General features: G+C 41.5%; 21 protein-coding genes. 14 read left to right on the top strand and 7 right to left on the bottom strand.

The window, feature by feature from the left end; all coding sequences use genetic code 11:
• Position 1: 1 nt before the first annotated feature.
• Positions 2 to 1,060: a CNNM domain-containing protein gene (locus FJ709_RS13455; protein ID WP_226410540.1), complete on the bottom strand. Its 1,059-nt coding sequence runs from the start codon at positions 1,058 to 1,060 to the stop codon at positions 2 to 4.
• 153 nt (positions 1,061 to 1,213) lie between these two features.
• Between FJ709_RS13455 and FJ709_RS13450 the strand changes: the two genes are divergently transcribed.
• The 9 genes from FJ709_RS13450 (at position 1,214) to FJ709_RS13410 (ending at position 11,813) form a co-directional block, all read left to right on the top strand.
• Positions 1,214 to 2,335, top strand: a complete 1,122-nt coding sequence (locus tag FJ709_RS13450; RefSeq protein ID WP_226410539.1) for a bifunctional tRNA (adenosine(37)-C2)-methyltransferase TrmG/ribosomal RNA large subunit methyltransferase RlmN — start codon at positions 1,214 to 1,216, stop codon at positions 2,333 to 2,335.
• 32 nt (positions 2,336 to 2,367) lie between these two features.
• Positions 2,368 to 3,156 carry a type IV pilus biogenesis/stability protein PilW gene (gene pilW / locus FJ709_RS13445; protein WP_226410538.1) on the top strand — a complete coding sequence of 263 codons (789 nt, stop codon included), beginning with the start codon at positions 2,368 to 2,370 and terminating at the stop codon, positions 3,154 to 3,156.
• Entirely contained in the window at positions 3,153 to 4,187 is a 1,035-nt protein-coding gene (locus FJ709_RS13440; protein WP_226410537.1) for a RodZ domain-containing protein, read from the top strand. The genes pilW and FJ709_RS13440 overlap by 4 nt, the downstream gene beginning before the upstream one ends.
• Before the next feature lie 130 nt (positions 4,188 to 4,317).
• Positions 4,318 to 5,433 (top strand): flavodoxin-dependent (E)-4-hydroxy-3-methylbut-2-enyl-diphosphate synthase, encoded by a 1,116-nt coding sequence (ispG, locus tag FJ709_RS13435; RefSeq protein ID WP_226410536.1) that lies wholly within the window; start codon positions 4,318 to 4,320, stop codon positions 5,431 to 5,433.
• A gap of 109 nt (positions 5,434 to 5,542) precedes the next feature.
• Complete coding sequence (gene hisS / locus FJ709_RS13430) at positions 5,543 to 6,817, top strand: histidine--tRNA ligase (protein ID WP_226410535.1); 1,275 nt, start codon at positions 5,543 to 5,545, stop codon at positions 6,815 to 6,817.
• A 15-nt stretch (positions 6,818 to 6,832) separates the two neighbouring features.
• On the top strand, positions 6,833 to 7,453 hold the full coding sequence (locus FJ709_RS13425) for a tetratricopeptide repeat protein (RefSeq protein ID WP_226410534.1): 621 nt from the start codon (positions 6,833 to 6,835) through the stop codon (positions 7,451 to 7,453).
• Positions 7,454 to 7,464: 11 nt separating this feature from the next.
• Positions 7,465 to 8,697, top strand: coding sequence for an outer membrane protein assembly factor BamB (gene bamB, locus FJ709_RS13420; protein ID WP_226410533.1), 1,233 nt, complete (start codon positions 7,465 to 7,467; stop codon positions 8,695 to 8,697).
• 104 nt (positions 8,698 to 8,801) lie between these two features.
• Entirely contained in the window at positions 8,802 to 10,265 is a 1,464-nt protein-coding gene (gene der / locus FJ709_RS13415; protein ID WP_226410532.1) for a ribosome biogenesis GTPase Der, read from the top strand.
• 234 nt (positions 10,266 to 10,499) lie between these two features.
• A complete protein-coding gene (locus FJ709_RS13410) occupies positions 10,500 to 11,813 on the top strand; it encodes a BamA/TamA family outer membrane protein (RefSeq protein ID WP_226410531.1) in 1,314 nt (437 codons plus the stop codon).
• 315 nt (positions 11,814 to 12,128) lie between these two features.
• Here the strand turns inward: FJ709_RS13410 and FJ709_RS13405 are convergent, their stop codons facing one another.
• From FJ709_RS13405 to FJ709_RS13390, 4 genes are all read right to left on the bottom strand, one after another.
• Positions 12,129 to 13,586, bottom strand: a complete 1,458-nt coding sequence (locus FJ709_RS13405; protein ID WP_226410530.1) for a DUF3300 domain-containing protein — start codon at positions 13,584 to 13,586, stop codon at positions 12,129 to 12,131.
• A 74-nt stretch (positions 13,587 to 13,660) separates the two neighbouring features.
• Complete coding sequence (locus FJ709_RS13400) at positions 13,661 to 15,007, bottom strand: ATP-binding protein (protein WP_226410529.1); 1,347 nt, start codon at positions 15,005 to 15,007, stop codon at positions 13,661 to 13,663.
• Positions 15,008 to 15,012: 5 nt separating this feature from the next.
• The gene (locus FJ709_RS13395) at positions 15,013 to 15,690 is read right to left on the bottom strand and encodes a response regulator transcription factor (protein ID WP_226410528.1); all 678 of its coding nucleotides are present in this window, start codon (positions 15,688 to 15,690) and stop codon (positions 15,013 to 15,015) included.
• A 2-nt stretch (positions 15,691 to 15,692) separates the two neighbouring features.
• Positions 15,693 to 16,034 (bottom strand): PepSY domain-containing protein, encoded by a 342-nt coding sequence (locus FJ709_RS13390; protein WP_226410527.1) that lies wholly within the window; start codon positions 16,032 to 16,034, stop codon positions 15,693 to 15,695.
• Positions 16,035 to 16,292: 258 nt separating this feature from the next.
• On the opposite strand from FJ709_RS13390, the gene FJ709_RS13385 reads away from it, so the two are divergent.
• Both FJ709_RS13385 and FJ709_RS13380 read left to right on the top strand, forming a co-directional pair.
• Complete coding sequence (locus FJ709_RS13385) at positions 16,293 to 17,231, top strand: choice-of-anchor H family protein (RefSeq protein WP_226410526.1); 939 nt, start codon at positions 16,293 to 16,295, stop codon at positions 17,229 to 17,231.
• Between the two features lie 130 nt (positions 17,232 to 17,361).
• Positions 17,362 to 18,039, top strand: coding sequence for an OmpA family protein (locus FJ709_RS13380; protein ID WP_226410525.1), 678 nt, complete (start codon positions 17,362 to 17,364; stop codon positions 18,037 to 18,039).
• 129 nt (positions 18,040 to 18,168) lie between these two features.
• Here FJ709_RS13380 and xseA read toward each other — a convergent pair whose 3' ends face one another.
• A complete protein-coding gene (gene xseA, locus FJ709_RS13375) occupies positions 18,169 to 19,494 on the bottom strand; it encodes an exodeoxyribonuclease VII large subunit (protein ID WP_226410524.1) in 1,326 nt (441 codons plus the stop codon).
• A 118-nt stretch (positions 19,495 to 19,612) separates the two neighbouring features.
• Between xseA and guaB the strand changes: the two genes are divergently transcribed.
• The 3 genes from guaB (at position 19,613) to tadA (ending at position 23,418) form a co-directional block, all read left to right on the top strand.
• Positions 19,613 to 21,085 (top strand): IMP dehydrogenase, encoded by a 1,473-nt coding sequence (gene guaB, locus FJ709_RS13370; protein ID WP_226410523.1) that lies wholly within the window; start codon positions 19,613 to 19,615, stop codon positions 21,083 to 21,085.
• A 111-nt stretch (positions 21,086 to 21,196) separates the two neighbouring features.
• Positions 21,197 to 22,774 carry a glutamine-hydrolyzing GMP synthase gene (gene guaA, locus FJ709_RS13365; RefSeq protein ID WP_226410522.1) on the top strand — a complete coding sequence of 526 codons (1,578 nt, stop codon included), beginning with the start codon at positions 21,197 to 21,199 and terminating at the stop codon, positions 22,772 to 22,774.
• 98 nt (positions 22,775 to 22,872) lie between these two features.
• The gene (tadA, locus tag FJ709_RS13360) at positions 22,873 to 23,418 is read left to right on the top strand and encodes a tRNA adenosine(34) deaminase TadA (RefSeq protein WP_404829967.1); all 546 of its coding nucleotides are present in this window, start codon (positions 22,873 to 22,875) and stop codon (positions 23,416 to 23,418) included.
• 295 nt (positions 23,419 to 23,713) lie between these two features.
• Here the strand turns inward: tadA and mltF are convergent, their stop codons facing one another.
• Positions 23,714 to 25,159, bottom strand: coding sequence for a membrane-bound lytic murein transglycosylase MltF (gene mltF / locus FJ709_RS13355; protein ID WP_226410521.1), 1,446 nt, complete (start codon positions 25,157 to 25,159; stop codon positions 23,714 to 23,716).
• Positions 25,160 to 25,217: the final 58 nt, after the last annotated feature.

Below are 25,217 nucleotides of genomic sequence, written 5' to 3'. Positions count from 1 at the left end.
ATTAATGGGTTTCGCCATCATTTGATAGCACTATGCCTTTACTTTCAATTCGACGTAACCATAGCTTTCGCGCTAATGCTTGCATGTCTGGCGCTAAATCCTTGGAGTCGACAATTTCTAAACCAATTAACGTTTCGATAATATCTTCAATAGTGACAATGCCTTCACTTGAACCATACTCATCAACCACTAATGCCATTTTTGCATTACGTTTTATCATCATTTGAAACAGTGGCAGTACTTTTGCGGATGCAGGAATAACCAGTAAGCTTTTTAGCAGATCGCCAATTGGCATTTCTGGTGTCTGGCGGACCGAGAGCAAAATATCATTACGATTAACATAACCAATCACATTATCACGGTCACCTTCATATAAAGGAATACGAGTGAAGGGGCTGGTTAAGTGTTGGTCAATAAATTTTGAATGGCTAATGTGAGTGGGCAGTTTAAAAATTACCGTTCTAGGTGTCATTATATTAGCAACACTCATGTCTTTTACTGACAACATTTGCATTAATATTTGTGATTCTTGCTCACCCAACTCTCCATTGTCTTTGCCCATTTTGGTCATAGCGCTGAGTTCTTGACGAATATATTGGCCTTGTTCGCCTTTGCCTAGAAGACTGGTCACTTTTTGTGACATCCAAATAAGCGGAAGGGTTAATTTTTCCATCCAAAATAAACACACTGACACTGTTGGCGCTAGTTTACGCCAATGGTTCGCGCCTAATGTTTTAGGAATGATTTCTGATAAGAATAGAATTAAAAATGTTAATACTGCAGAGAATACCCCAAGCATTTCACTGCCAAATACCACAGAGGCTTGAGCTCCTGCAACCGCTGCACCAGCAGTATGAGAGATGGTATTTAAGGTTAAAATTGACACGAGAGGTGATTCGACATTCTTTTTTTGCTTATCAAGCAAAGCGGCAATTTTAGGGTTGGTTTCTCTTAAGTTGGCAATGTAACTGGGGGTTACAGATAAAAGAACCGCTTCAAAAACACTACAAAAAAACGAAATCGTAATAGCGATAAATACAATAAAAAACAGAGTTAACATATATGTGGTGAAAACTTCCTAATAGCAGGCAATATTGCCAAGGGCTATTATCATATATTCATGTTGTTAAATCCAGATATACTGGCTAAAACAAGTCGTGGCCTGTATAATTCGCCGCCCTGTTACAGGTTTTAGGTGTTTGAGGTTAGGCTAATGAGTGAAAAGAAAATCAATTTATTAAATCTTGATCGTAAAGGACTGCGAGCATTGTTCAGCGAAATGGGTGAAAAACCGTTCCGTGCCGATCAATTAATGAAGTGGATTTATCACTTTGGTGTTAGCGACTTCGAAGAAATGAACAATATAAACAAAGTGTTGCGGGGTAAACTTGCTGCGAGATGTGAAATTGTTGCACCTGAAATTGCCAGTTTTCAAAAATCAAATGATGGCACAATTAAATTCGCTATTGACGTCGGTCAAGGTCAAGAAGTTGAAACCGTTTATATACCTGAAGAAGGACGTGCAACCTTATGTGTGTCATCTCAAGTAGGTTGTGCACTTGAATGTACTTTCTGTTCTACGGGGCAGCAAGGCTTTAACCGTAACTTAACCGTGTCTGAAATTGTAGGTCAAGTTTGGCGCGTATCGCAATTTTTAGGTTTTCATAAGGATACCGGCGACCGTCCTATTTCTAACGTAGTGATGATGGGAATGGGCGAGCCGTTATTAAACCTTGCTAACGTTATCCCTGCCATGGACATTATGTTAGATGATTTTGGTTTTAGCCTTTCTAAGCGTCGAGTGACTCTATCAACATCGGGAGTTGTCCCTGCACTTGATAAACTAGGTGATTTAATCGATGTGGCGTTAGCCGTTAGCATTCATGCGCCTAATGACGAGCTACGTGATGTGCTTGTTCCAGTTAACAAAAAATATCCATTACAAGAGTTCTTAGCCGGCATTCGTCGTTATTTAGCTAAGTCTAATGCTAATCGTGGCCGAGTTACTGTTGAATATGTCATGCTCGATCATATTAACGACAGCACAGATCAAGCGCACGAATTAGCCAAACTAATGAAAGACACCCCTTGTAAGATAAATTTAATTCCATTTAATCCTTACCCTGGTTCGCCTTATGGACGTTCTTCTAATTCACGTATTGATCGTTTCTCTAAAGTCCTTGTGGAGTACGGTTTGACTGTGATTGTACGTAAAACCCGTGGTGATGATATTGATGCAGCATGTGGTCAACTTGCTGGTGATATCCGTGACCGCACCAAACGTTTAGCAAAAAAACAAATGCAACAAAACCAGATTTCAGTCACAATGGATTAACTCTTTGTTTTGCACAATAAATAGGCCATAAAATGAAACAAGGAATACAGTACATTGCAATAGTGGGTTTATTAGGTGCATCTTTAAGTGGCTGTGTTACCGAACGAACTTATACAGGTACAGACATACCTGTTGCAGAGCGAGATATTGATAAAGTTGCAGCAGCGCGTGAACGTATGCAATTAGGGCTCACGTATTTGCGTCGTGGTAATGGTGAGCAAGCTAAATATAATTTAGATAAAGCGATTGAATTTGCACCACAAATAAGTGAAGTTCATGTTGCTATGGCTTATTATTATCAAACTGTGGGAGATTTAACACGCACAGAAGACGCCTACGGTGATGCAATTAAAGCCAGTGATGCATCTGGTGATGCTAAAAATAATTTTGGTGTGTTTTTATGCCAGCAGAAAAAATATGCTCGCGCTGAAACCATGCTATTAGAAGCGATAGAAACACCCAAATATACACGAGTCGCATCAAGTTATGAAAATTTAGGTGTGTGCAGCCGTAATAACGGTGAACCAGAAAAAGCGCGACAGTATTTTAAGATGGCGTTAAAATACGATCCGCGTCGAGGCAACACATTAATTGGATTGACAGAGTTGGCCATGGATGATGCCGACTATGCAGACGCTCGCAATATTTTATCAAGATATCATCAGGTTGCGAATGAAACTGCAGAAAGCTTAGCGTTAGGGATAAAAATAGAACAGGAAATTGGCGACATTAACGCCATGAAACGATTTGGTATTACCTTGATAGCCAAATTTCCAACATCTTCTCAAGCCAAAGAATATAGAGCAAACTTGCTTAAATGATAAAAGAACAATTAGACGAAACTACTGAAGTAGCAGCAGTATTAAATGACATTGCCACCGTCGGGGCAATACTTAAAGCAGCGCGTGAGAAAAAAGGTGTTACTGTTGAGGCGGTAGCATTGCAGCTGCATTTGCGTCCCAGAATTCTGAATGATATCGAAGCTGATAATTTTACTAATATTTCATCTAATACTTATGCTCGTGGTTATATCAAGAACTACGCGCGTTTTGTTGACGCCGATATTGCCGCAATAAAGCAATGTCTTGATCAACAAATACCTGAATATGCCCCGCCAACAATGCAAAGTTTCTCGCGTAAAACAACCCGTCAAGCTAGGGATAGCCGAGTAAACTTGGTCACCTATGCGATTGTGATTATTTTGCTAGCTATGTTGGTGTTATGGTGGGTACAGAAATCAGATGTATTAACTGAGTCTAACTTCGCTTTACCAACAGTTGAAGAAATACAAGCTGAAACTGCCAATACTCAATCTGGGGTGTTAGTGCCGACTCAAAGAGATGCCGCGACTGGTTCAGCGGAGGCAATTGAATCTACTATTCCGCAATCTGAGCAAGTCGGTGCTACAGAGAATGAATTAATTCAAAATGATGCTGAAACTAGTCAAGGTGCAGGTGGAGTGAATCCAGTTGGTAACCTTGTTAACAATAGTAATCCTTCTAATAACAATAGTTCTGCTAATCGCGATAACCTAAGCGCGACTCAACAGTCTGATATCACTCCAGCAGCTTCTACATCACCTGTAAATAATACTGCTTCTAGCGCTAGTGCCTCAGTTGTAACTATGGATGTGACAGCCGATTGCTGGGTAAACCTTGTCGATGTCACCGGTAAAGTGTTGGTTGATGGCGTTAAAAAAGCGGGACACACAGTTGAGGTTACAGGTGAAGCACCTTTCAAGATGATTTTAGGTGCCCCTCAGTCGGTGATGTTAGCCGTTGATGGCAAAAATGTTGATTTATCTGAGTATACTAACGGCCGTGTGGCTCGATTAACGTTAACTAAGCCTTAGTCATAGTTTGGGTTTGCTCTTGTTATGCTAACTCAATTGCTTAATACATTCTGATAAATCAATTTTTTGCGCTGATTGAATAGCCAAATTGATGAAACCAAATTGACAAAAATTAGTAGAGCAATATTGCATGTATAACGAATCTCCAATTATCCGCAGACCTTCAACACGCATTTATGTTGGAAACGTCCCAATTGGTGACGGCGCACCCATTGCTGTGCAGTCGATGACCAATACTAAAACCGATGATGTAGCCGCCACAGTTGCGCAAATTCTTGCCCTTGAAAAAGTGGGTGCTGACATTGTACGTGTTTCAGTACCGACTATGGATTCAGCAGAAGCATTTAAACTCATTAAGCAGCAAGTGAATGTACCCTTGGTTGCCGATATTCATTTTGATTATCGTATTGCATTAAAAGTGGCTGAATACGGCGCAGATTGTTTACGCATAAACCCTGGTAATATAGGTAATGAAGCCCGTATCCGCAGTGTGGTAGAATGCGCGCGCGATAAAAATATTCCGATACGTATTGGTGTTAATGGTGGCTCATTAGAAAAAGATCTCATGGATAAATACCGTGAGCCCACACCTCAAGCGCTAGTTGAATCAGCTATGCGTCATGTAGATATTTTAGACCGTCTTAACTTTGATCAATTTAAAGTAAGCGTAAAAGCCTCCGATGTATTTCTCGCGGTCGAGTCTTACCGTTTACTGGCTAAGCAAATTAGACAACCATTGCACCTAGGGATCACTGAAGCGGGCGGTTTACGTTCTGGTTCGGTTAAATCTGCAGTGGGGTTAGGCATGTTACTCGCCGAAGGTATTGGCGATACAATACGTATTTCGTTAGCCGCAGATCCAATTGAAGAAATCAAAGTCGGATTCGATATATTAAAGTCACTGCGTATTCGTAGTCGTGGTATCAACTTTATTGCTTGTCCATCTTGTTCTCGTCAAGAGTTTGATGTGATAGCAACGGTAAATGAATTAGAACGTCGTCTAGAAGATGTCACCACTGCCATGGATGTGTCTATTATTGGTTGTGTTGTCAATGGCCCAGGTGAAGCCTTGGTTTCTCATATTGGCCTAACGGGTGGCAGTAATAAAAGTGGTTACTATGATGATGGTGAACGTCAAAAAGAGCGTTTTGACAATAACAATATCGTTGATGGGCTAGAAGCCAAAATTCGTGCAAAAGCTCGTTTAATGGCTAATCGAATTGCTATCAGCGATAAAACCGAATAATTTTGTGCCGATGCTTGACCTCAGGTTCTCCTGGGGTTGCAAGTATTGGTGATTTTCTATCAGCTAACTGAGATGCAGTTGGCTTAGCAACAGAATGGACGAGTTACCTGTGGCAAAACAAATCCAAGCAATTCGTGGTATGAATGATCTTCTACCCACCCAAAGTCCAGTTTGGCAAAAAGTTGAGTCGATTATTCGCTCTTCAGTCAGTGCTTTTGGTTATAGCGAAATTCGAACTCCAATTGTAGAAAGTACCGAACTTTTCAAACGTTCTATTGGTGAAGTCACCGATATTGTTGAAAAAGAGATGTACACCTTTGAAGATCGTAACGGTGACAGTTTAACGCTTCGACCTGAAGGTACTGCATCAACAGTGCGTGCAGGTAATGAACACGGTTTACTCTATAACCAAGAGCAACGCTTATGGTACATGGGGCCTATGTTCCGCCATGAACGTCCTCAAAAAGGGCGTTATCGTCAATTTCATCAGTTTGGTGTTGAAATTTACGGTATTGGCAGTGCCGATATTGATGCAGAAGTCTTGATGCTTTCAGCGCGATTATGGCAGCAGTTAGGCATTGAAGATCACGTGTCATTAGAATTAAATACCTTAGGTGATCCCGCAGAGCGCGCCGCTTATCGTGATGCATTAATTGCGTTTCTAGAACAACACAAAGATGTGCTTGATGAAGACAGCAAGCGTCGCATGTATACTAATCCACTACGGGTTCTCGATTCTAAAGACCAGCAAGTGCAGGCTTTATTGTCCGATGCGCCAGCGTTAATGGATTATTTGGGTGAAGACTCGAAAACACATTTTTCAACATTATGTGAACTCTTAGACGCTGTGGGCATCCAATACACCATTAATCCGCGTTTAGTGCGTGGATTAGATTACTACAACCGTACAGTATTTGAATGGGTAACTAGCAGTTTAGGCTCGCAAGGTACTGTATTGGCCGGTGGTCGTTACGACGGCTTAGTTGGCCAATTAGGTGGAAAAGATACTCCAGCAGTGGGTTTTGCTATGGGATTAGAGCGCATTGTATTGCTGCTTGAAACCTTAGAGCTTAATGATGATATTGCTCCAGAAGTTGATATTTATGTCACGGCAATGGGCGATAATTGTCTTGTTGAAGCCATTAAAGTCGCGCAAGAGTTGCGTCAGGGGCTACCAAGCCTTAAAGTCATGAGTCATTGTGGCGGTGGTAATTTTAAAAAGCAGATGAAGCGTGCTGATAAAAGCGGTGCACAATTTGCGTTAATTATTGGTGAGAATGAAATCACCAATAATCAAGTGGCTATTAAGCCGTTAAGAAACAATAACGAACAACAATTAGTTACCCGCAGTGAGCTGGTAGCTAAAATTGCAGAACTGATTTAGAAAGGGGAAGTGCGCGTGGAAATTTATAGCACAGAAGAACAACAAGTAGATGCTATCAAGCAGTTTGGTAAAGATTATGGCGTATCTATTATAGTCGGCGCGGTAGTCGGTTTAGGCGGTTTATATGGTTGGAACACTTATTCTGAAATGAAAGTGACCGCATCTGAAGAAGCCTCTGAATCTTTTGATAAATTGGTTGTTAATGCGGCTAACCCGACATTATTTATTGAAGGTGCAGAAAGCTTTGTTAAAGCTCATGACCAAAAAGGTTATCAAGCTTTGCTTGAGCTAATGACAGCAAAAGCTGCAGTTGAATCAGGTGACTTAGTTAAAGCTGAAGAAGCATACAAGCGCATTATTATAGCTAAGCCAGGCTCTGGTATTGATATGGTGGCTATGATCCGTTTAGCACGTTTACAAGCTGAGCAAGACAATGTAGGCACGGCATTAAAAACATTGGACGCTGTCACTGATGATGCGTTCAAATCGCAACGTGAAGAATTAAAAGGTGATTTTTTGATTCGTCAAGGCGATGTAGACAGTGCAAAACAGGCATATCAAACAGCAATTGATAATGGCGGTGCGTTAACTAATCCAGCATTGACAATGAAGTTAGATAACCTAAACAAAGCATAAGGAATTACCCAATGAAGTTATGGTGTAAAAATTTCCTTGCCGTTGGGTTAGGTATGGCCCTTATTTCTGGGTGTTCTTCAAACGATGTTGAAGAAGAGCCGGTTAGTGAGCTAGTCGAAATTCAAGCAAGTGTATTCCCTGAAGTGAGTTGGAGTACCAGTATTGGTGATGGCGTAGGTGATTATTACTCACAACTTCGTCCTGCAATACGTTATGGCAAAATTTTTGTAGCAGATCGCAACGGCAATGTGAGTGCTTATGATCAACAAACCTTAGAATTAGTATGGGAAAAGGATTTTTCTAGCGAGTTTGAAGAAAAACTGAATATCAAAACCAAAGGTATACGTTTAGCTGCCGGTATTACCACTGCACGTAACAAAGTTTTTGTGGGCGGTGAAACCGGTATGTTAGTCGCATTAGATGAAGCAACGGGTGATGTCGTTTGGTCTGCGCAAGCCAACGGTGAATTATTATCAGCACCCACTGTTGCCGAAGATGTCGTAACTGTTCACAGTAGTAAAGGTGCCTTTGAAGCATTTAATATTGACAGTGGCGAAAGGTTATGGAGCTATGACATGCAGCTTCCAAATCTAACCCTGCGTGGTACAGGGTCGGCGGCATATGAAGCTGGTGGATTTTTTATTGGTACTGCTGATGGTAAAATTGCTGTAGTAGTTAAAAACAGTGGCCAAATTGCTTGGGAGCAAGCTATTTTTACCCCAACTGGCGGTAATGAATTTACCCGCATGGCTGATGTGGATATGACGCCATTGATTTTAGGGGACAATTTATACGCCATTAGCTATAACGGTAACTTAGTGTCAATGGAGTTACGCACAGGTCGAGTGGTTTGGTCACGTAAGTATTCAAGTTTTAATGAACTTGCAGAAGCTGGTTTAAGTTTATACTTAGTGGATGATCGTAGCCGAATTTACTCGGTTGATCGCCGCAATGGCCTAGAGTTGTGGAGTAATTCAACCCTTAAAAATCGTGAGCTTACTTCACCAGCGATTATTGGGCAGTTCTTAATTGTAGGTGATTTTGAAGGTTATCTTCATGTATTAAATCGTGAAGACGGTGCGATAGTTGGCCGAGTAGAAGTTGATAGCGATGGCTTATATGGCCAACCTTTGGTTGTAGATGATAAAATTTATCTACAAACTCGCAATGGTACATTAGCTGTTGTAACCCTAAACGGTGACGGCAGTGTTGCAACAAACGAAGAAGTTGCCGCTGACGAATAATTTCGCAGCAGCAATTTTTAGACAATAGAGTATAATATACTCTATTAGAGCCCCTGGAAGCTTTCCGGGGGCTTTTTATTGAGAAGTATTTTAGAGGCAAAATCATGATCCCTGTAGTGGCCCTTGTTGGGCGACCCAATGTCGGAAAATCGACGTTATTTAATCGTCTAACACGTACCCGTGATGCATTAGTCGCCGACTTTCCTGGCTTAACTCGTGACCGTAAATACGGCCGAGCGTTTTTAGCTGGCTATGAATTCATTGTGGTTGATACCGGTGGTATTGATGGCTCAGAAGAGGGGATCGAAACTAAAATGGCAGAGCAGTCATTAGCTGCTATTGAAGAAGCTGATGTTGTTTTGTTTATGACCGATGCAAGAGCAGGCTTAACGGCTGCTGATTTAGCTATCGCTCAACATCTACGTAGTCGCGATAAAGTCACCTTTGTTGTGGCTAATAAAGTCGATGGTATTGATGGTGACTCTGAGTGTGCTGAGTTTTGGTCGCTTGGCTTAGGTCAAGTGTATCAAATGGCTGCGGCTCAAGGCCGTGGCGTTACCAACATGATTGATTACGCTTTAACACCTTATGCTGAAGCTATGGGCATTGTCCGTATCGAAGAGGATACTGGTGATGTTGTAGAGCGTGAATATACTGAAGAAGAAGCCGAAGCAGAACAGGCCCGTTTACAAAGCTTACCGATAAAATTAGCGATTATTGGTAAACCCAATGTCGGTAAGTCAACGCTTATTAACCGTATTTTAGGTGAAGAAAGGGTTGTTGTTTATGATGAGCCTGGTACCACCCGTGACAGTATTTATATTCCGATGGAACGTGAAGGTCGTGAGTATGTCCTTATCGATACAGCGGGTGTGCGTCGCCGCAGTAAAGTACATGAGGTCATTGAAAAATTCTCTGTTATTAAGACTCTCAAAGCCGTTGAAGACTGTAACGTTGTATTACTTGTTATTGACGCCCATGAAGGTATTGCCGAGCAAGATTTAGGTTTGTTAGGTTTTACCCTAAATGCTGGCCGCGCATTAGTTATCGCGGTAAATAAATGGGACGGTATTGATCAAAACATTAAAGACCGCGTAAAAAGCGAATTAGACCGCCGCTTAGGCTTTATCGACTTTGCTCGTATTCACTTTATTTCTGCACTTCATGGTACCGGTGTAGGCCATTTGTATGAATCTATTGAAGAAGCTTATGATAGTGCGACACGTCGTGTGAGTACTTCAATGTTGACTCGTGTTATGCAAATGTCTCAAGATGATCACCAGCCACCATTGGTGAATGGTCGCCGAGTTAAGCTTAAGTATGCCCATGCTGGTGGTTATAATCCGCCAATCGTGGTGATACACGGTAACCAGGTAACTAAGTTACCCGATTCGTATAAGCGTTATATGATGAATTATTTCCGCCGTTCATTGAAGGTGGTTGGTACGCCAATTCAATTACGTTTCCATGAAGGTGCTAACCCGTTTGAAGGCCGTGGCGAGAAGTTAACTTTAAGCCAAGAGCGTCGTCGCAAACGTGCTACTAGCCATATTCGTGATCGCAAATAAGATTGTGATTCATAAAAAGCCTGACTTGTTCAGGCTTTTTTGTTTCTTTGACATACCTATTTACAGGTCTGCTTATTGGGTAAAGCTTAATGAAGTTTATATACAAACAAGCTATCAGCTATTGCAACGGTATAATGATTCGAGGATAGTTAATATATTTTATATACTTTTGTGGGTTTAAATATTTTACGTAATTTTTTCAAGTCTCTATATATTTAGTCACTAGAGGTATTAATGAACAGACAATACCGAGTATTAATCGTTTTGGCTTTTCTCTGTCCAGGGGTCATTCATGCCGCGCCCGCTGCGAATGTTAAATCTTCAGTGAATCGAATAGAAAATAGTGCAAAAGTGAGAGAACAACTCATTTTACCTTATGTTTTTAGCACTGACACCATGGGAGTTAATTTTGGTGTGGGCGCGATGTTCAGTGGTTACTATCAAGACCAAATGTCGCTCGGGTTAACCGGTTTTACCGGTGATGTCAGTAGCGGAGTTGGTGGCGGAGTATGGAACTTTATGTTACCTAAAACCGATCGCTTTTTTTTAAGTGTCTACGGCATGATCGGCTATTATCCATTGCAGCGCGCTTATGCCGATACGAGAGAAAGCTTTATTGCTGAACATATTCCACTTTCAGGTAGTAATGATTCTTCTGCGGAGCAATATTTAGAGGCTAATGGCTCATCAAATTGGTTTGATATTAAATTAGAATACGCTCTACCTTGGGGGGCCACTGAAACTGACGGACTGGTCAATTATGAGATTAAAAATGGTTTATTAGTTTCAGCGCCCAGTGGTGGCGATGAATGGAACCCATTTTCTAGTGGTGCTTCGGTATTAGTGCTTAGGCAATTTAATCGCTACCAGAGTTTTGAATTTACAAATGACAAACTCGATGGGGCTGTCCATGCTATCGAGTTAGGCATTTTATACGACAATACAGATTTTCCGATCAACCCGTCTTACGGTAGCAGCCAATATTTATCTATTTCCCATGATGCAGGATGGCTAGAATCAGATAACCAGTGGTCTTTTATCAATATAGATGTTAGCAAGTACTTCTCTTTGGGCCCTTCTAAATATGCTAGCCAAAGGGTCATTGCTTTGAATTTCTGGACCGGTTACTCGCCGTCTTGGGAGTTAGAATATGATGACAATAATGATCGCCGAGTCACAAATAACGCCCCCTATAATGAAGGGGCTACTTTAGGTGGTTTTTATCGTATGCGCGGCTACGATCAAAATCGTTTTCATGATAAAGCGGTTATTTATGGCACTGCTGAGTATCGTTATACCTTGAAGGCCAACCCAATCGAAGATATCCGTTGGTTACGCTTTTTGCACTTAGATTGGTTTCAGTTAGTGGGTTTTGTTGAAGCTGGGCGAGTGGCAGAGTCGTATAAGGCGAGTGAATTATTAAGCGATATAAAATATGACTATGGGGTATCAATTCGAGCCATGATGGCTGGATTAGTTATCCGCACTGACTTAGCAAAATCGGATGAAGGCACTAATGTGTGGATAATGGTTGATCATCCGTTTTAATTCGCTTTTTTATTGTCACCACGACGATGGCGCTATGATGTTAATATTAGCCTAGCGCTCAAGCTGAACTATAACGGGTTAGTAAAGTCTGCTAATTATGGGCCAAATTAATGATCAAAAAAAGCTAACACAATCGTGTTAGCTTTTTTGCACTTAACTATTATTATCAACGCTCGATTCCACGCGATTTTGAACCACTAGTATTATGGCTAGGTTGTCTCTGTGGCGCAGTTCTCGCCGATGACTGCCTACTGCTATTTGCTTGCCTATTACTACTGGCCTGCCTGTTAATCTCTTGTCTTGCTGTCGGCGGTGCTACCTGATGGCTCGGCTTACTTGATATTTGTTTTTAAAGCTCTGATTACTCGGTTTTTGACGCGACAGCTCTCTGGTATTATTCAGCTCCCTCGACGCTTTAGCTGGCTGTTTGTCAGCGTTATTGGTTTGTGTACGCGTAACTTGTGTAGTCGTTCTGGTGTTTCTATCATTGTTTTTATATTGTGCAGGTTCCTTTTGGCGCTGCAGTTCGCGACTGACTCGGTCGTGTTGGCCAGGAGTAATATTGGGTTTAGTATTCAGCTGTTTATTGTTCAACTGTTTATTATTCAATTCTCTATTCTTTAATTGGGGCTCTTCGATATTGCCCGAGCGATTACCGGTGAATGCGTCATCTCGAGTCATTTTATTATTTGAATAATTTTGGCGTTCTTTGCCCGCTAGCTGTAATGATTGATTCACTCTATGCTGCGGTGAATTATCCACTTTATAAGCCGCTTGACTGTTATGTAAACGTGGCTCTTTGTTCAGTGTTCTGCTTTGTGCTTGCTGCGTGTTATTACGCATGCTTCTCGCCTGTTGGTGTTGTTGATAACGCTGAGGTGAATCATAACGTTTACTCACCGAGCTGCTGCGATAGGCTACCCCATGGCGATGGGTAGGTTGATGCTTCCAGCGCTTCGCACCACTGCTGTAGGCAATTTTACGTGAAGGTTGATAGTAATTGCTATGACGGTGATTAATCACAACCACTCGACGTTGAGACCAATGTACAGAGCCAAAGAAGTAGTTAAAATTAACATAGACGCTTGGTCCCCAATAAATGGGTCTGTGGTATGCATAGACTGGTCGGGTATACCAATATACTGGCGGATAAGCGTGCCAATACCAGTTACCATAAACCACTCGAGTGTCGTAGTAAGGCACATAAATCACTTCTGGCTGAGCAGGCTCAATAATGATCTGTTTCTCTACTTTGGTGACTCGCATATTGTCCATGTTATCAAAGCTATTAGCGTCATCCGCCTGGCGGCGCAAGGTTTGCACCATGGCTAATACGGCTTCTTCATCTTGCAAGAAGGCATCGCCTAGGTTTTGAACCCAATCAAGGTCGTCATTTAGCTTTTCCAATACGCTAGGAAAAGCGGTTAATGCGATAACACTAGGGTCCCATGACTGACCTTCAGCTAACTGCATTCTGGTGCTGACATCGACATTTTTTTGTTTTTTCACCCAGCGATTAGCCTGGACTAGCTCTAATGGATAGGTAGTGGCAATCAGAATGTGAGTTAATAGACTATCAGGGTATAACGCGATAGGGGCGAGTATTTGCGCAAGTTCAGCTTCTGAAATAGTCTCTTCAGCGATACCTTGTTGTCTTTGCTCAGATGTTGATTGAGCAGCGTGGGCACTAAACAATGTCATGGCAATAATGACAAATGACATCATCGCAAATATGCGTATAAATAGTGACGGTAGTGAGTTAGTCCATTTCATATTATCTCCAACACTCTGGCTAAGTTAGGGTGATAATACAAAACTGAAAATGAACATAAGCTGAAAGCAGAATTTTATAATGTAAATGTTAGGCTAAATTTTGCGCCGCCTAAATCGTTTGATTTACCGACATTCAGTTTTCCTTGATAGCTATTTACTAAGTCACTCACTATCGCCAGCCCAATACCGTGACCTTGCTGATAAGTATCAGCACGCGCTCCGCGTTCAAATATTAAGGTTTGCTGTACTTCAGTCAGTCCTGGTCCATCATCCTCTACAATGATATGTAAGGAATCTATGGTGGTTTCAACAGTTAGTAATACTTGATATTTTGCTGCTTTACAGGCGTTATCAAGTAAGTTTCCTATCATTTCACTTAAGTCTGTACTGTCGCCTTTGAAAATCGCAGCTTGGTCATTATGTTGCGAGAACTGGTAATCAATATCCTTGTGACTGTCATGATAAATTTTACTTAAGGTACGGACTAACTTTGTTGCGGTGTCGTCGACATTAACCCCTAAGTGCCAGGCATTTGCAGCGACGCTTTGGGCTTTTTTCAGCTGGTAACCAATAATATGATTGATATGATCAAGCTGCTCATGGCTATCTTGATTTAGTTCAGGTTGAGATTTAATCACAGCTAATGGAGTTTTTAAGCTGTGGGCTAAATCTGATAAGGCATTACGATAGCGTTTACGTTGTTGCTGTTCAGTATGCAGTAATACATTGAGCTGCTTTGCTAAAATGCTTAATTCATTGGGATATTGTTGATTAAGTTCAGTCAGTTTACCTTGTTCAACCAGGGTTATTTCATCGCTGAACTGGCGTAAAGGCTTAAGTGTCCATGCCAGCCAAATAGCTTGAATTGCCACTAAAACTAGCATCAATATACCAATCCAACTCCACAGAGTACGATTAAACTCACGCGCCTGTAATTGATAATCTGATTCATCTTTAATGATGTGGATTGTTATGGGAATAAGTTGCTTGTTAAGGGCAAAGCTAACGGTAAAACTAAACACAACATGTTTAGTTTTATCTATTTTAATCCGGTAAAACTGGCTTTCACCTACCGGTGGTTGTTGTAGCGTTGGTGTTTTAAGGCCGAAAAAAGATCCTGAAGACCATACCACTTTATGTTGCTCATTACTGACCAACGCATATAAGCCTGAGCCAATAACATTGAATTGATTTTCGACCAAATGGGGAGGCATGTTAACGTCGCCATTGTCTACTTCTGTGACCGCCAACACACTGTACATATAAGCATTTAGCTGGTTTTCTATCGATAAGGCGATTTGTCTCTCGAAGGCTTTATTGACCGTAAAACCAATTGCTGGCAATAACACCACTATCAATAATAAGCCGCTTAATACAAAGCGGGCTTTGAGTGAATGTCGCCAATGCCTAGTTGTTGTCATGGTGATTAATCTTGCAAAGAACGCAGGCGATAACCTTGGCCACGCAAGGTTTCAATCAATTGATATTGATTGTCGGGGTCGAGTTTTTTTCTAAGCCTGCGAATAAATACTTCAATAACATTAGAATCTAAATCAAAGTCTTGGTCGTAAATATGTTCAATTAAGGTCGATTTTGAAATGACTTCACCTTGATGCAACATCAAATATTCAAACAGTTTAAATTCAGAACTGCTTAGGGTGATTGGCTGTTGCAGAAGGCTTAACGCTAATGTTCGGGTATTTAATTGCAAAGGGCCGTTATTGATAACAGGGCTGGCTTGCCCTGCAGAGCGACGAATCAGTGCATTTAAACGAGCGGATAATTCTTCTACTTGAAAAGGCTTGGTTAAGTAGTCATCAGCGCCAGCATCTAAACCTTTTACTTTGTCTTGCCAACCATCTCTAGCCGTTAAAATTAAAATAGGGTAGCTGACCCCTTGCTGACGTAATTGTTCAATTAAGCTAATGCCGTCAATTTTAGGTAAGCCGACATCGATAATCGCCGCATCAAATAGAGTTTCTTGGGCTTGAAATAAGCCGTCCTCACCATCAGATGCAACATCAACACTGTAATTTGCCTGTTGTAAATGCTGGACTAGATTGGCTTGTAAGCTTAAGTCATCTTCAACTAATAATATGCGCATTATTAATTCCTCGACACCGCGCCGGTAACGGCATTTACGCTAGCATAAAACACTACGCCATCATTGCTGAGTAATTTAACACTATACTCTGGGTTGCCATTCACTTGGCTTGACTGTACCCGCAATACTTTGCCACCAAATTGGCTTTGAGCACGACTTGAGGCTTGTTGAGGGCTTCTTATCACTAAATTTTGCTGCTTATTATTTTGTGGTCCGGGTTGCTGCAACACGGCAAGGTTAAGCACAACTGACGATATTTGAGCGGAAATTGGCAAGCTAATGCATAGCAAGCTACACAGCAGGGATACCAATATCATTACGCTTTTTAAGGGAGCCAGATTCATGTGTTATTCCATTTAGCCAAATTAGTACGCGGTTGAAGTATTCACTGCGATCACAATAATGGTGAGTCATTTTCTGCAAAATCAATCATCAGTGTAAAAGATCCTCTTCAGTTTAGAAACAGTTAACAAACTATAAGATTGATTATCGAATAATGAAAATGAATACAGACTGAATATAAAATTTTTCTATTCGTTCAGCTTCGATTCATTTTGAATAGTCTTTAATGCACTTAAGCGAGAAGTCATTAAGGAATTATTATGCAGTCGAATTACTCAAGATTAGCGACACAAGTAAAGGGTGTTCTTATTGGTAGCATGATTATGGGCAGTTTATGCGCATCGTCATCGGTTATCGCCGATAATAATATATCTACGCCGCATGCCGTAAGTGAAGGTCAAGTGGTTAACAATCAAGCTGCGACTTTTGTTAATGAAGACAGAAAAAATCAAATTGAAAAGCTTAAGCAAAGCGCAAAGCGACTCAATAACAACCAAAGTGTAAGTAAACCATTATTGATAGACCGTGATGCACGTATTGCAGCATATCAACAAGGAACAATCGCGCTACCTGAGCTGAAGTTATCTGAGCAAAAGCCCGCCCTAACTAAGAATGCAACTAAACTGACTCAGGTAACTCAATTACAGGCTCAGCAGCAACAGCAAACCTATGTTGGTTATCGCGATTTCTCTGTCTATCAAGCCCATAGCCGCTTGTTTGACGATATTGATCAAGACGGATTCTACCAAACCTTTAGCGTGACATTCGATGCTGACGTGTATGGTTATACCCTTAATGAACCGGCCAATGTGTATGCCGAAATGTATTTAAGCCGTAACGGAGGGCCTTGGGAGTATTATTATACCACCGATGTATTTACCATTTATGGTGAATCAGAAGATGATGATTTTGAAGTGCTGACCACATTGAGCCAAGGGTATAAAACTGATTATTACGATGTGCTAATCGATTTATATGAGTACGGTTATACCGATGTGGTTGCAACCTTAAGTGCAGATCAATCTGATGGGTTATATGCCTTGGCATTAGAAAGCAGTGATCGTGATGTAATTTATCAAGAAGTCATCGTTGAAGAAGTGGTGATAGTTGAGGGGGGAAGTCTGTCATGGGGAGTATTATTACTACTATTTGCAGGCTTATTCAGCAGACAGGTGATGTATCTAAAAAATCATAAGTAATAAAGATAGTAAAGAAGCGAGTAATCGTTACAATCACCTTCATTTCGAACATTGCCACGTACTAAGTTTACAGGTGATGTTAAAAAAGTGGTGTTAATAGCCGCTAAATGTTTTAAAAAGAGAGTAAATAATGAGTCATAAAGTAATGAGCAATGTTGTTAAAGTTGTATTCACATCAGGTGCGCTTTTATTATCGGGTTGCCAACTACCTAATCCCTATACAGGTGAAGCTGAAAACAGCAAAGCAACTAACGGTGCCATTATTGGTGCAATAGGTGGAGCCGTTATTGGCGTGGCATCATCAAGTAAAAAAGATCGTGCTAAAGGTGCAGCTATTGGCGCCGCATCGGGTGCTGCGTTAGGTGGTGGTATTGGCTATTACATGGACGTGCAAGAAGCTGAATTACGCAAGCAGTTAAAATCGACTGGCGTAAGTGTCACCCGTAATGGTGATAATATTATCCTTAATATGCCTAATGATGTGACGTTTGCGGTTGATCAAACTGTACTGAGCACGCGCGCTAAATCAGTATTAAACAGTGTGGTATTAGTTGCCAAAGAATATGATGACACCCGCTTAAATGTCATTGGCTATACCGACAGTTCAGGTTCTGATTCTTATAACTTACGTTTATCGCAAGTGCGAGCCAGCGAAGTTGCTCAATATATTACTAGCCAAAAAGTCAGTGGCTCACGTGTATCTTCTACAGGTATGGGCGAATCAAGCCCTATAGCCAGCAATGCTTCTGAGCAAGGTCGTGCGCAAAACCGTCGTGTAGAAATTGTGCTTACCCCTATGGGTAAGTAATAAAGACTTAGCTTATCGTTAGCCAATTTTTATACAAATACAACTCATAAAAAGCCACCTTGCGGTGGTTTTTTATTGCAGTTAGCATCTGTAAATAATATTTTTCTATTAGTTTAGCAATAATGACACTCAAATTACTTTTGATATCACTTGCCCGTTTTTCAACTGGGTTGTAAGCCGGTCACCTGAGTTCACCTTGGTGGCATCAGTTAACACATGATCGTTGTGTTTGGTTATCGAATATCCCCTGGTTAAAGTTGATAATGGGCTAACAGTCTCTAAGTGGTGCACCGCTTGTTTGAGGCGTAACTCGGCATGGTTAAAATACTGTTTGGCTGCGTCATTAAAGCGCGTCTCTAAAAACTGTAAGCGATTAGCTTCAACTTTTAAACTATTCACAGGTGAGCATTGTTGTAGCCTGCTGTGTAATTGCTGTTGTTGCATCGCCAAACGGTTTAAACGATGTTGTAAGGCATTTTGTAAACGCATTTGCATTTCATCAAAACGTTGTTCAAATTGCTGTAAGCGTCTTGCGGGATCATGACGTTGCAGTTGATGTTGTAATTGATTTAACCGACTTGATTGATGTAACTGGTAATGGCGAATACTTTGACGTAAACGCGACAACATCAAAGCCAGCTTTTCGGCTTTATTACCTTTGTCTTTTGATAGAAGCTCTGCGCCTGCTGAAGGCGTTGGCGCGCGTACATCGGCAACATAGTCACTGATGGTGGTGTCTATCTCATGGCCTACAGCGCTGATTACAGGGATTGAACTGTTATAAATTGCATGGGCAAGTAATTCACTATTAAAGCACCACAGGTCTTCTAACGAGCCACCACCGCGGGTCAATAGTAATACATCCACTTCAAGGCGCCGATTGGCTGTTTGAATCGCATTACAAATTAACTGACTTGCCGGGCCGCCTTGTACTTGTGTCGGATAAACAATAACTTCAATAGAGGGATCTCGCCTCGCAAGTACATGCAGTACATCGCGAAGTGCTGCGCCCGTTGCAGAGGTTATTACGCCAATACGTTGGATGTTATCGGGCAGTGGGCGTTTAGTTTCTGCGGCAAATAGCCCTTCAGCTGCAAGTTTCATTTTTAGCGCTTCATATTCTTGCGCTAATAAACCATCACCTGCAGGCAACATAGATTCAATTAATAATTGATAATCTCCACGAGGCTCATAAACGCTTATCGCGCCTTTGACTAATACTTGTTGACCGTTAACAGGGCGAAAACGCACGGCTTGATTACGGCCTTTAAACATCGCACAACGAATTTGAGAAAAATTGTCCTTAAGCGTCAGATACCAATGACCAGAAGAGGGCGATGAGAAGTTTGAAATCTCGCCATTAAGCCAAATTTTACCCAATTGACCTTCAAGAATTTGCCTGACTTCGCCGTTTAATTTAGAGACGGTATAAACATTGTTTTTTGTGGCACTCATGACTGTTCTTATTCTAAGGGCAATAAAAAGCTATTTTCCATTTACCAACTGCAATTTGCAAGGTATAATCTCGCCGCAATATTTCACCTCAAATCCTACTTACTAGGGAGATGTTGCCATGCTACGTTTACTGAAAGATGCACTAACCTTTGATGATGTGTTGTTGGTTCCTGCCCACTCGACCGTACTCCCTAATACCGCTGTGCTTAAAACTCGTTTAACCAATAAAATCGAACTAAACATTCCACTTGTGTCTGCTGCTATGGACACCGTGACTGAATCTCGTCTTGCTATCGCTATGGCGCAAGAGGGCGGTTTAGGTTTTATTCATAAAAATATGAGTATTGAGCAACAAGCCGAAGAAGTTCGTAAAGTTAAAAGTTATGAGGCTGGTATCGTTCAAGACCCGGTTACCGTAACCCCAGCAACAACCTTGACCGATTTACGTGAGTTAACAGAGCGCAATGGTTTTGCCGGTTACCCAGTGGTGAATGATGCCCATGAACTTGTGGGTATTATTACCGGCCGTGACGTGCGTTTTGTAACCGACTGGAGTAAAACTGTTGCCGATATGATGACGCCAAAAGATCGCTTGGTGACTGTCGCTGAAGGCACTAAGTTAGATGAAGTGCAAAAATTAATGCACTCTCATCGTATAGAAAAAGTCCTTGTGGTTGATGGTAACTTTAAACTTAAAGGCCTAATCACAGTTAAAGATTTCGAAAAAGCTGAGCGTAAGCCGAACGCATGTAAAGACGAATTAGGTCGTTTACGTGTCGGTGCTGCGGTTGGTGCTGGTCCTGGCAATGAAGAACGTGTTGATGCCCTCGTAAAAGCTGGTGTTGATGTGTTATTGATTGACTCATCACATGGACATTCAGAAGGCGTATTACAACGCATTCGTGACACCCGCGCTAAATACCCTGATTTACAAATTGTTGGCGGCAACGTGGCAACGGCTTCAGGCGCTTTAGCGTTAGTTGAAGCTGGCGTAAACGCAGTGAAAGTCGGTATAGGCCCTGGCTCAATTTGTACTACGCGTATTGTAACTGGCGTCGGCGTACCACAAATTACTGCTGTATCTGATGCGGCCGAAGCTGTGCTTGCATTGGGTATTCCGGTTATCGCAGATGGTGGTATTCGTTTCTCTGGTGACTTAGCCAAAGCTTTAGCAGCCGGCGCATCATGTATTATGGCGGGTTCGATGTTTGCTGGTACTGATGAAGCTCCGGGTGAAACCGAGCTTTACCAAGGCCGTGCTTATAAGTCATATCGTGGTATGGGCTCACTTGGCGCAATGGGTCAGACTCAAGGCTCATCAGACCGTTATTTCCAAAGTGACAACGCTGCAGACAAGCTAGTTCCTGAAGGTGTTGAAGGCCGCGTACCTTATAAAGGTAAGCTGAAAGAAATTATCCATCAACATATGGGTGGCTTACGTTCATGTATGGGCCTAACAGGTTGTGCGACCATTAAAGATTTAAATGAAAAAGCGCAGTTTGTTAGAGTGACTTCAGCTGGCATGGGTGAATCACATGTTCATGATGTGACCATTACTAAAGAAGCACCGAACTACCGTTCAGGCTCTTAATCGATTAGTTTTCGATAACAGAGCGACACAAAGTCGCTCTGTTTGACACTATTTTAAATGGCTTAAACACTGTGTTTAGGTTATGCATTAATCAATATTTGAAGGTAATCCATGAGTAATATCCATGAGCATAAGATACTGATCCTTGATTTTGGTTCTCAGTACACTCAACTTATCGCCCGCCGTATTCGTGAAATTGGCGTTTACTGTGAACTTTGGGCTTGGGATGTAAGCGAAGAGCAAATCCGCGGTTTTGCCCCAAATGGTATTATTTTAGCCGGTGGTCCAGAAAGTGTGACTGCTGCTAATTCTCCACGCGCTCCAGAATACGTGTTCAACGCTGGCGTACCTGTTTTAGGTATTTGTTACGGCATGCAAACTATGTCTGAGCAGCTTGGCGGTAAAGTGATTCAAGGTGTAGGTGAAGGTGAGTTTGGTTATGCTCAAATAGAGTTACAAACTACTTCTGCATTATTCAAAAGCATTGAAGATGCTGTTAGCGCTGAAGGCAAGCCTCTTCTTGATGTGTGGATGAGCCACGGTGATAAAGTGTCAGCCATTCCAGAAGGTTTTGTTGCTGTCGCTAAAACAGATACCTGTCCTTTTGCAGCAATGGCCAATGAAGACAAAAGATTCTACGGCGTACAATTTCATCCAGAAGTGACCCACACTCGTCAAGGTCAGCGTATGCTCGAGCATTTCGCCCTTGAAATTTGTGGTTGTCCAGCCAACTGGAAACCATCATCGATTATTGAAGATGCGATTGAGCGTTTAAAGCAACAAATTGGTGATGATGAAGTTATTTTAGGTTTATCCGGCGGGGTAGATTCATCGGTTGTAGCCATGCTGCTGCATCGTGCTATTGGTGATAAATTAACCTGTGTGTTTGTTGATAATGGCTTATTACGCTTAAACGAAGCTGATCAAGTATTAGAGATGTTTGGCGATCACTTTGGATTAAAAATTGTCCATGTCGATGCAGAAAACCGTTTCTTAGATGCATTAGCATCAGAAGCTGAACCAGAAGCTAAACGTAAAATTATTGGCCGTGTGTTTGTGGAAATTTTTGATGAAGAATCAAAAAAATGCGCCAATGCTAAATGGTTAGCCCAAGGTACTATCTATCCTGATGTGATTGAATCAGCAGGTAGTGCTACAGGTAAAGCGCATGTGATTAAATCACACCACAATGTTGGCGGGTTACCTGCCGATATGAAGATGGGCTTGGTTGAGCCATTACGTGAGTTATTTAAAGATGAAGTGCGTAAAATTGGTCTTGAATTAGGCTTGCCATACAATATGCTTTACCGTCACCCATTCCCAGGACCAGGTCTTGGTGTGCGCGTATTAGGCGAAGTGAAGAAAGAGTATTGTGATTTACTGCGCCGCGCCGATGCTATCTTCATTGAAGAATTACACAAAGCAGATTTATACAACAAAGTCAGCCAAGCGTTTACCGTCTTCTTACCTGTTCGCTCTGTTGGCGTAATGGGCGATGGCCGTAAATATGATTGGGTTGTATCATTGCGTGCAGTGGAAACAATCGACTTTATGACCGCGCATTGGGCACACTTACCTTATGAATTCTTAGGTCGTGTATCTAACCGGATTATCAATGAAGTAGATGGTATTTCGCGAGTCGTTTACGATATATCAGGTAAGCCTCCAGCAACGATTGAATGGGAATAATGCGTCAGCATTAAGCCTACTTATTCATAAAAAAGACGCTTCGGCGTCTTTTTTATTTGCTAGAATAGCGCCGTACAATCATTGCCTAGGTTAATAAAGTGATAAACACCCCAGAAAAAGACACTCAAGAGGCTATCGACATTAAGTGGATGCGTGTTGCCATGCAACTTGCTGAGCTAGCAGAGCAGAAGGGCGAAGTGCCAGTGGGTGCTGTATTGGTCAAAGATGATGTGATGATTGCCAGTGGCTTTAATTTAAGTATCTTAAAGCATGATCCTACCGCACATGCCGAAATGGAATGTATTCGCCAGGCGGGTCAAATATTAGCTAACTATCGTATGTTAGATACCACCTTATATGTCACCTTAGAGCCTTGCACTATGTGCGCAGGTGCCATCATCCACAGCCGTATTAAGCGAGTAGTTTATGGTGCAGATGATTTAAAAACAGGTGCTGCGGGGAGTGTGATGAATTTATTGCAACATCCGGCATTTAATCATCAGCTTGAAGTCACTTCTGGTGTGCTTGCGCCAGAATGTGGTAATCAGTTAAGCGCTTTTTTCTCCCGTCGCCGAGCTGAGAAAAAAGCCCTAAAACAAGCTGGGCAGTTAGCTATCGAGCCCGATGGCATCAAAGGCCGTTAAGCATATTGTTTTAGCAAAAAATCATTTGTTAAATATCACAGTTTTTCTTTCCAGCCTCTACTATTTCAATAACTGATGGTTCAATAACTGATGTAACTAAAGCTATCAAAATAGACATAAAAAAACGGATGCCTAGGCATCCGGAGTTTGGAAAGAGAAGAAAATATGCTGTCTATTCTTGATACGTCTTTTTTGCAGTTTTAACATCACCCGCCTGCGAGACATAAAATTACTTGCTAGTGGTCTTTTCATAATGACTCCATATACATTTTCGACTGATATTGTAACATCAATACTAGCCCTTAGGGACTGTTGTTGAGTCTGCTATTGGTTCTATATTGTCGGCAATGGCTTCAGGCGTTGGCTCTGAGTCGATAATGTCTATTTGCTTAGTTTGATCATCTATCCAGACTAGCGTGTCATAATAACGACGAATACTATCAACGTAATGGACAGCTTCACTTCCACGAGCATAACCATAGCGCGTTTGTTTATAATATTTAGATTGCTGTAATAAAGGCAATACCTTTTTGACATCTCGCCAAGCATCGGGGTCCATTCCCATCGATTCTGTTAGTTTACGGGCGTCTTCCACATGTCCTAAACCAATATTATATGAGGCTAGAGCAAACCAAATTCGCTGATTATCTGAAATAGTATCAGGTAAGCGCTCCATCATATCTTTTAAATAAAATGCACCGCCTCGAATACTTTGCTCTGGATCAAGCCGGTTATCGACTCCCACGTAAGCCGCTGTAGGAAGCGTCAACATCATCATGCCCCTAACACCTGTCGGTGAGCGAGCCGAAGGATTCCAATGGGATTCTTGGTAACTGGCAGCGGCTAATTTACGCCAATCAAAGTCGCCAGAATATTGTTCAAACATACTGCGGTATTCAGGTAACACATTATCGATAGCACGGATAAAGGCACGGGTATCGACATAATCAAACCGTTTAACGTGACCAAAATACTTTTCGTTTAAATGCTCTAAGGTGCCCGCGCGCTTTTCATTATGCCAAAAAGCCAGTAATTTACTCATTAAACGATCACTTTCATCAGGTGGTAAAAGCCACACGACTTCAAGCTTCTCTTCTAAAATCATACCTTCACGTAACTCGGGTAAAAAACGTTGGTTGATTAACAAGCTGTTTGAATCTGCAATTGTATAGTTGATGTCGCCATTGGCCACTAAAGCGAATAAATCTTCGTAGTCTTTATCATTTACCTGATTCCACATTAAATCGGGATGATTTTTTTGCAACTGGGTTAACGTGTGTATAGAAGACGAATTAGACGCAACCGTGATTTCACCCGCTAGATTGGCAATATCCTTAGGTTCTGGGGTGCCTTCTTTATAAACCAGTACTTGATTAACCTTGTACATGGTTGGGCCAAGTTTAAATTGCTTTATGCGGTTGGGGGTTTTCGCGATACCGGCAGCAATAATATCGATCTTACCTTGCTTAAGTGCACTAAATAATTGTTTACGGTCAGTAAAAGGTACCATTTGTAATGGTACACCTAGATAATCAGCAAACTTGCTTGCCATTTCAAAATCAAAGCCTGACTCTCCCAACTCTTCCGAGTTAAGATAAATTTGTGGACCATAAAGCGTGCCGACACGAAGTTCAGTTTGCTTTGGTGCTGAAGATATAATGTCTTCTATTTGTTGTTTTTCGGCTGGTTGACATGCCGAGATAAAAATAACAAACAAAATGGAAAGTATTTTTTTTATCATATATTTCAATAGATTATTTAATAAAAAGGTTGTTGGGAATCAAAATAAATGGCTATTG

This window comes from Shewanella glacialimarina (assembly GCF_020511155.1).
In the GTDB taxonomy this organism is placed as follows: Bacteria; Pseudomonadota; Gammaproteobacteria; order Enterobacterales; family Shewanellaceae; genus Shewanella; species Shewanella glacialimarina.
The sequence above is the reverse complement of the archived record's forward strand: the minus strand, read 5'-3'. Positions and strand labels throughout refer to the sequence as shown.

Bases quoted from the DNA above. Each gene is read 5' to 3' on its own strand.
- FJ709_RS13455 (WP_226410540.1), bottom strand. From the start codon at position 1,060: ATGTTAACTCTGTTTTTTATTGTATTTATCGCTATTACGATTTCGTTT.
- FJ709_RS13450 (WP_226410539.1), top strand. From the start codon at position 1,214: ATGAGTGAAAAGAAAATCAATTTATTAAATCTTGATCGTAAAGGACTG.
- pilW (WP_226410538.1), top strand. From the start codon at position 2,368: ATGAAACAAGGAATACAGTACATTGCAATAGTGGGTTTATTAGGTGCA.
- FJ709_RS13440 (WP_226410537.1), top strand. From the start codon at position 3,153: ATGATAAAAGAACAATTAGACGAAACTACTGAAGTAGCAGCAGTATTA.
- ispG (WP_226410536.1), top strand. From the start codon at position 4,318: ATGTATAACGAATCTCCAATTATCCGCAGACCTTCAACACGCATTTAT.
- bamB (WP_226410533.1), top strand. From the start codon at position 7,465: ATGAAGTTATGGTGTAAAAATTTCCTTGCCGTTGGGTTAGGTATGGCC.
- der (WP_226410532.1), top strand. From the start codon at position 8,802: ATGATCCCTGTAGTGGCCCTTGTTGGGCGACCCAATGTCGGAAAATCG.
- FJ709_RS13410 (WP_226410531.1), top strand. From the start codon at position 10,500: ATGAACAGACAATACCGAGTATTAATCGTTTTGGCTTTTCTCTGTCCA.
- FJ709_RS13405 (WP_226410530.1), bottom strand. From the start codon at position 13,586: ATGAAATGGACTAACTCACTACCGTCACTATTTATACGCATATTTGCG.
- FJ709_RS13400 (WP_226410529.1), bottom strand. From the start codon at position 15,007: ATGACAACAACTAGGCATTGGCGACATTCACTCAAAGCCCGCTTTGTA.
- FJ709_RS13395 (WP_226410528.1), bottom strand. From the start codon at position 15,690: ATGCGCATATTATTAGTTGAAGATGACTTAAGCTTACAAGCCAATCTA.
- FJ709_RS13390 (WP_226410527.1), bottom strand. From the start codon at position 16,034: ATGAATCTGGCTCCCTTAAAAAGCGTAATGATATTGGTATCCCTGCTG.
- FJ709_RS13385 (WP_226410526.1), top strand. From the start codon at position 16,293: ATGCAGTCGAATTACTCAAGATTAGCGACACAAGTAAAGGGTGTTCTT.
- FJ709_RS13380 (WP_226410525.1), top strand. From the start codon at position 17,362: ATGAGTCATAAAGTAATGAGCAATGTTGTTAAAGTTGTATTCACATCA.
- xseA (WP_226410524.1), bottom strand. From the start codon at position 19,494: ATGAGTGCCACAAAAAACAATGTTTATACCGTCTCTAAATTAAACGGC.
- guaB (WP_226410523.1), top strand. From the start codon at position 19,613: ATGCTACGTTTACTGAAAGATGCACTAACCTTTGATGATGTGTTGTTG.
- guaA (WP_226410522.1), top strand. From the start codon at position 21,197: ATGAGTAATATCCATGAGCATAAGATACTGATCCTTGATTTTGGTTCT.
- mltF (WP_226410521.1), bottom strand. From the start codon at position 25,159: ATGATAAAAAAAATACTTTCCATTTTGTTTGTTATTTTTATCTCGGCA.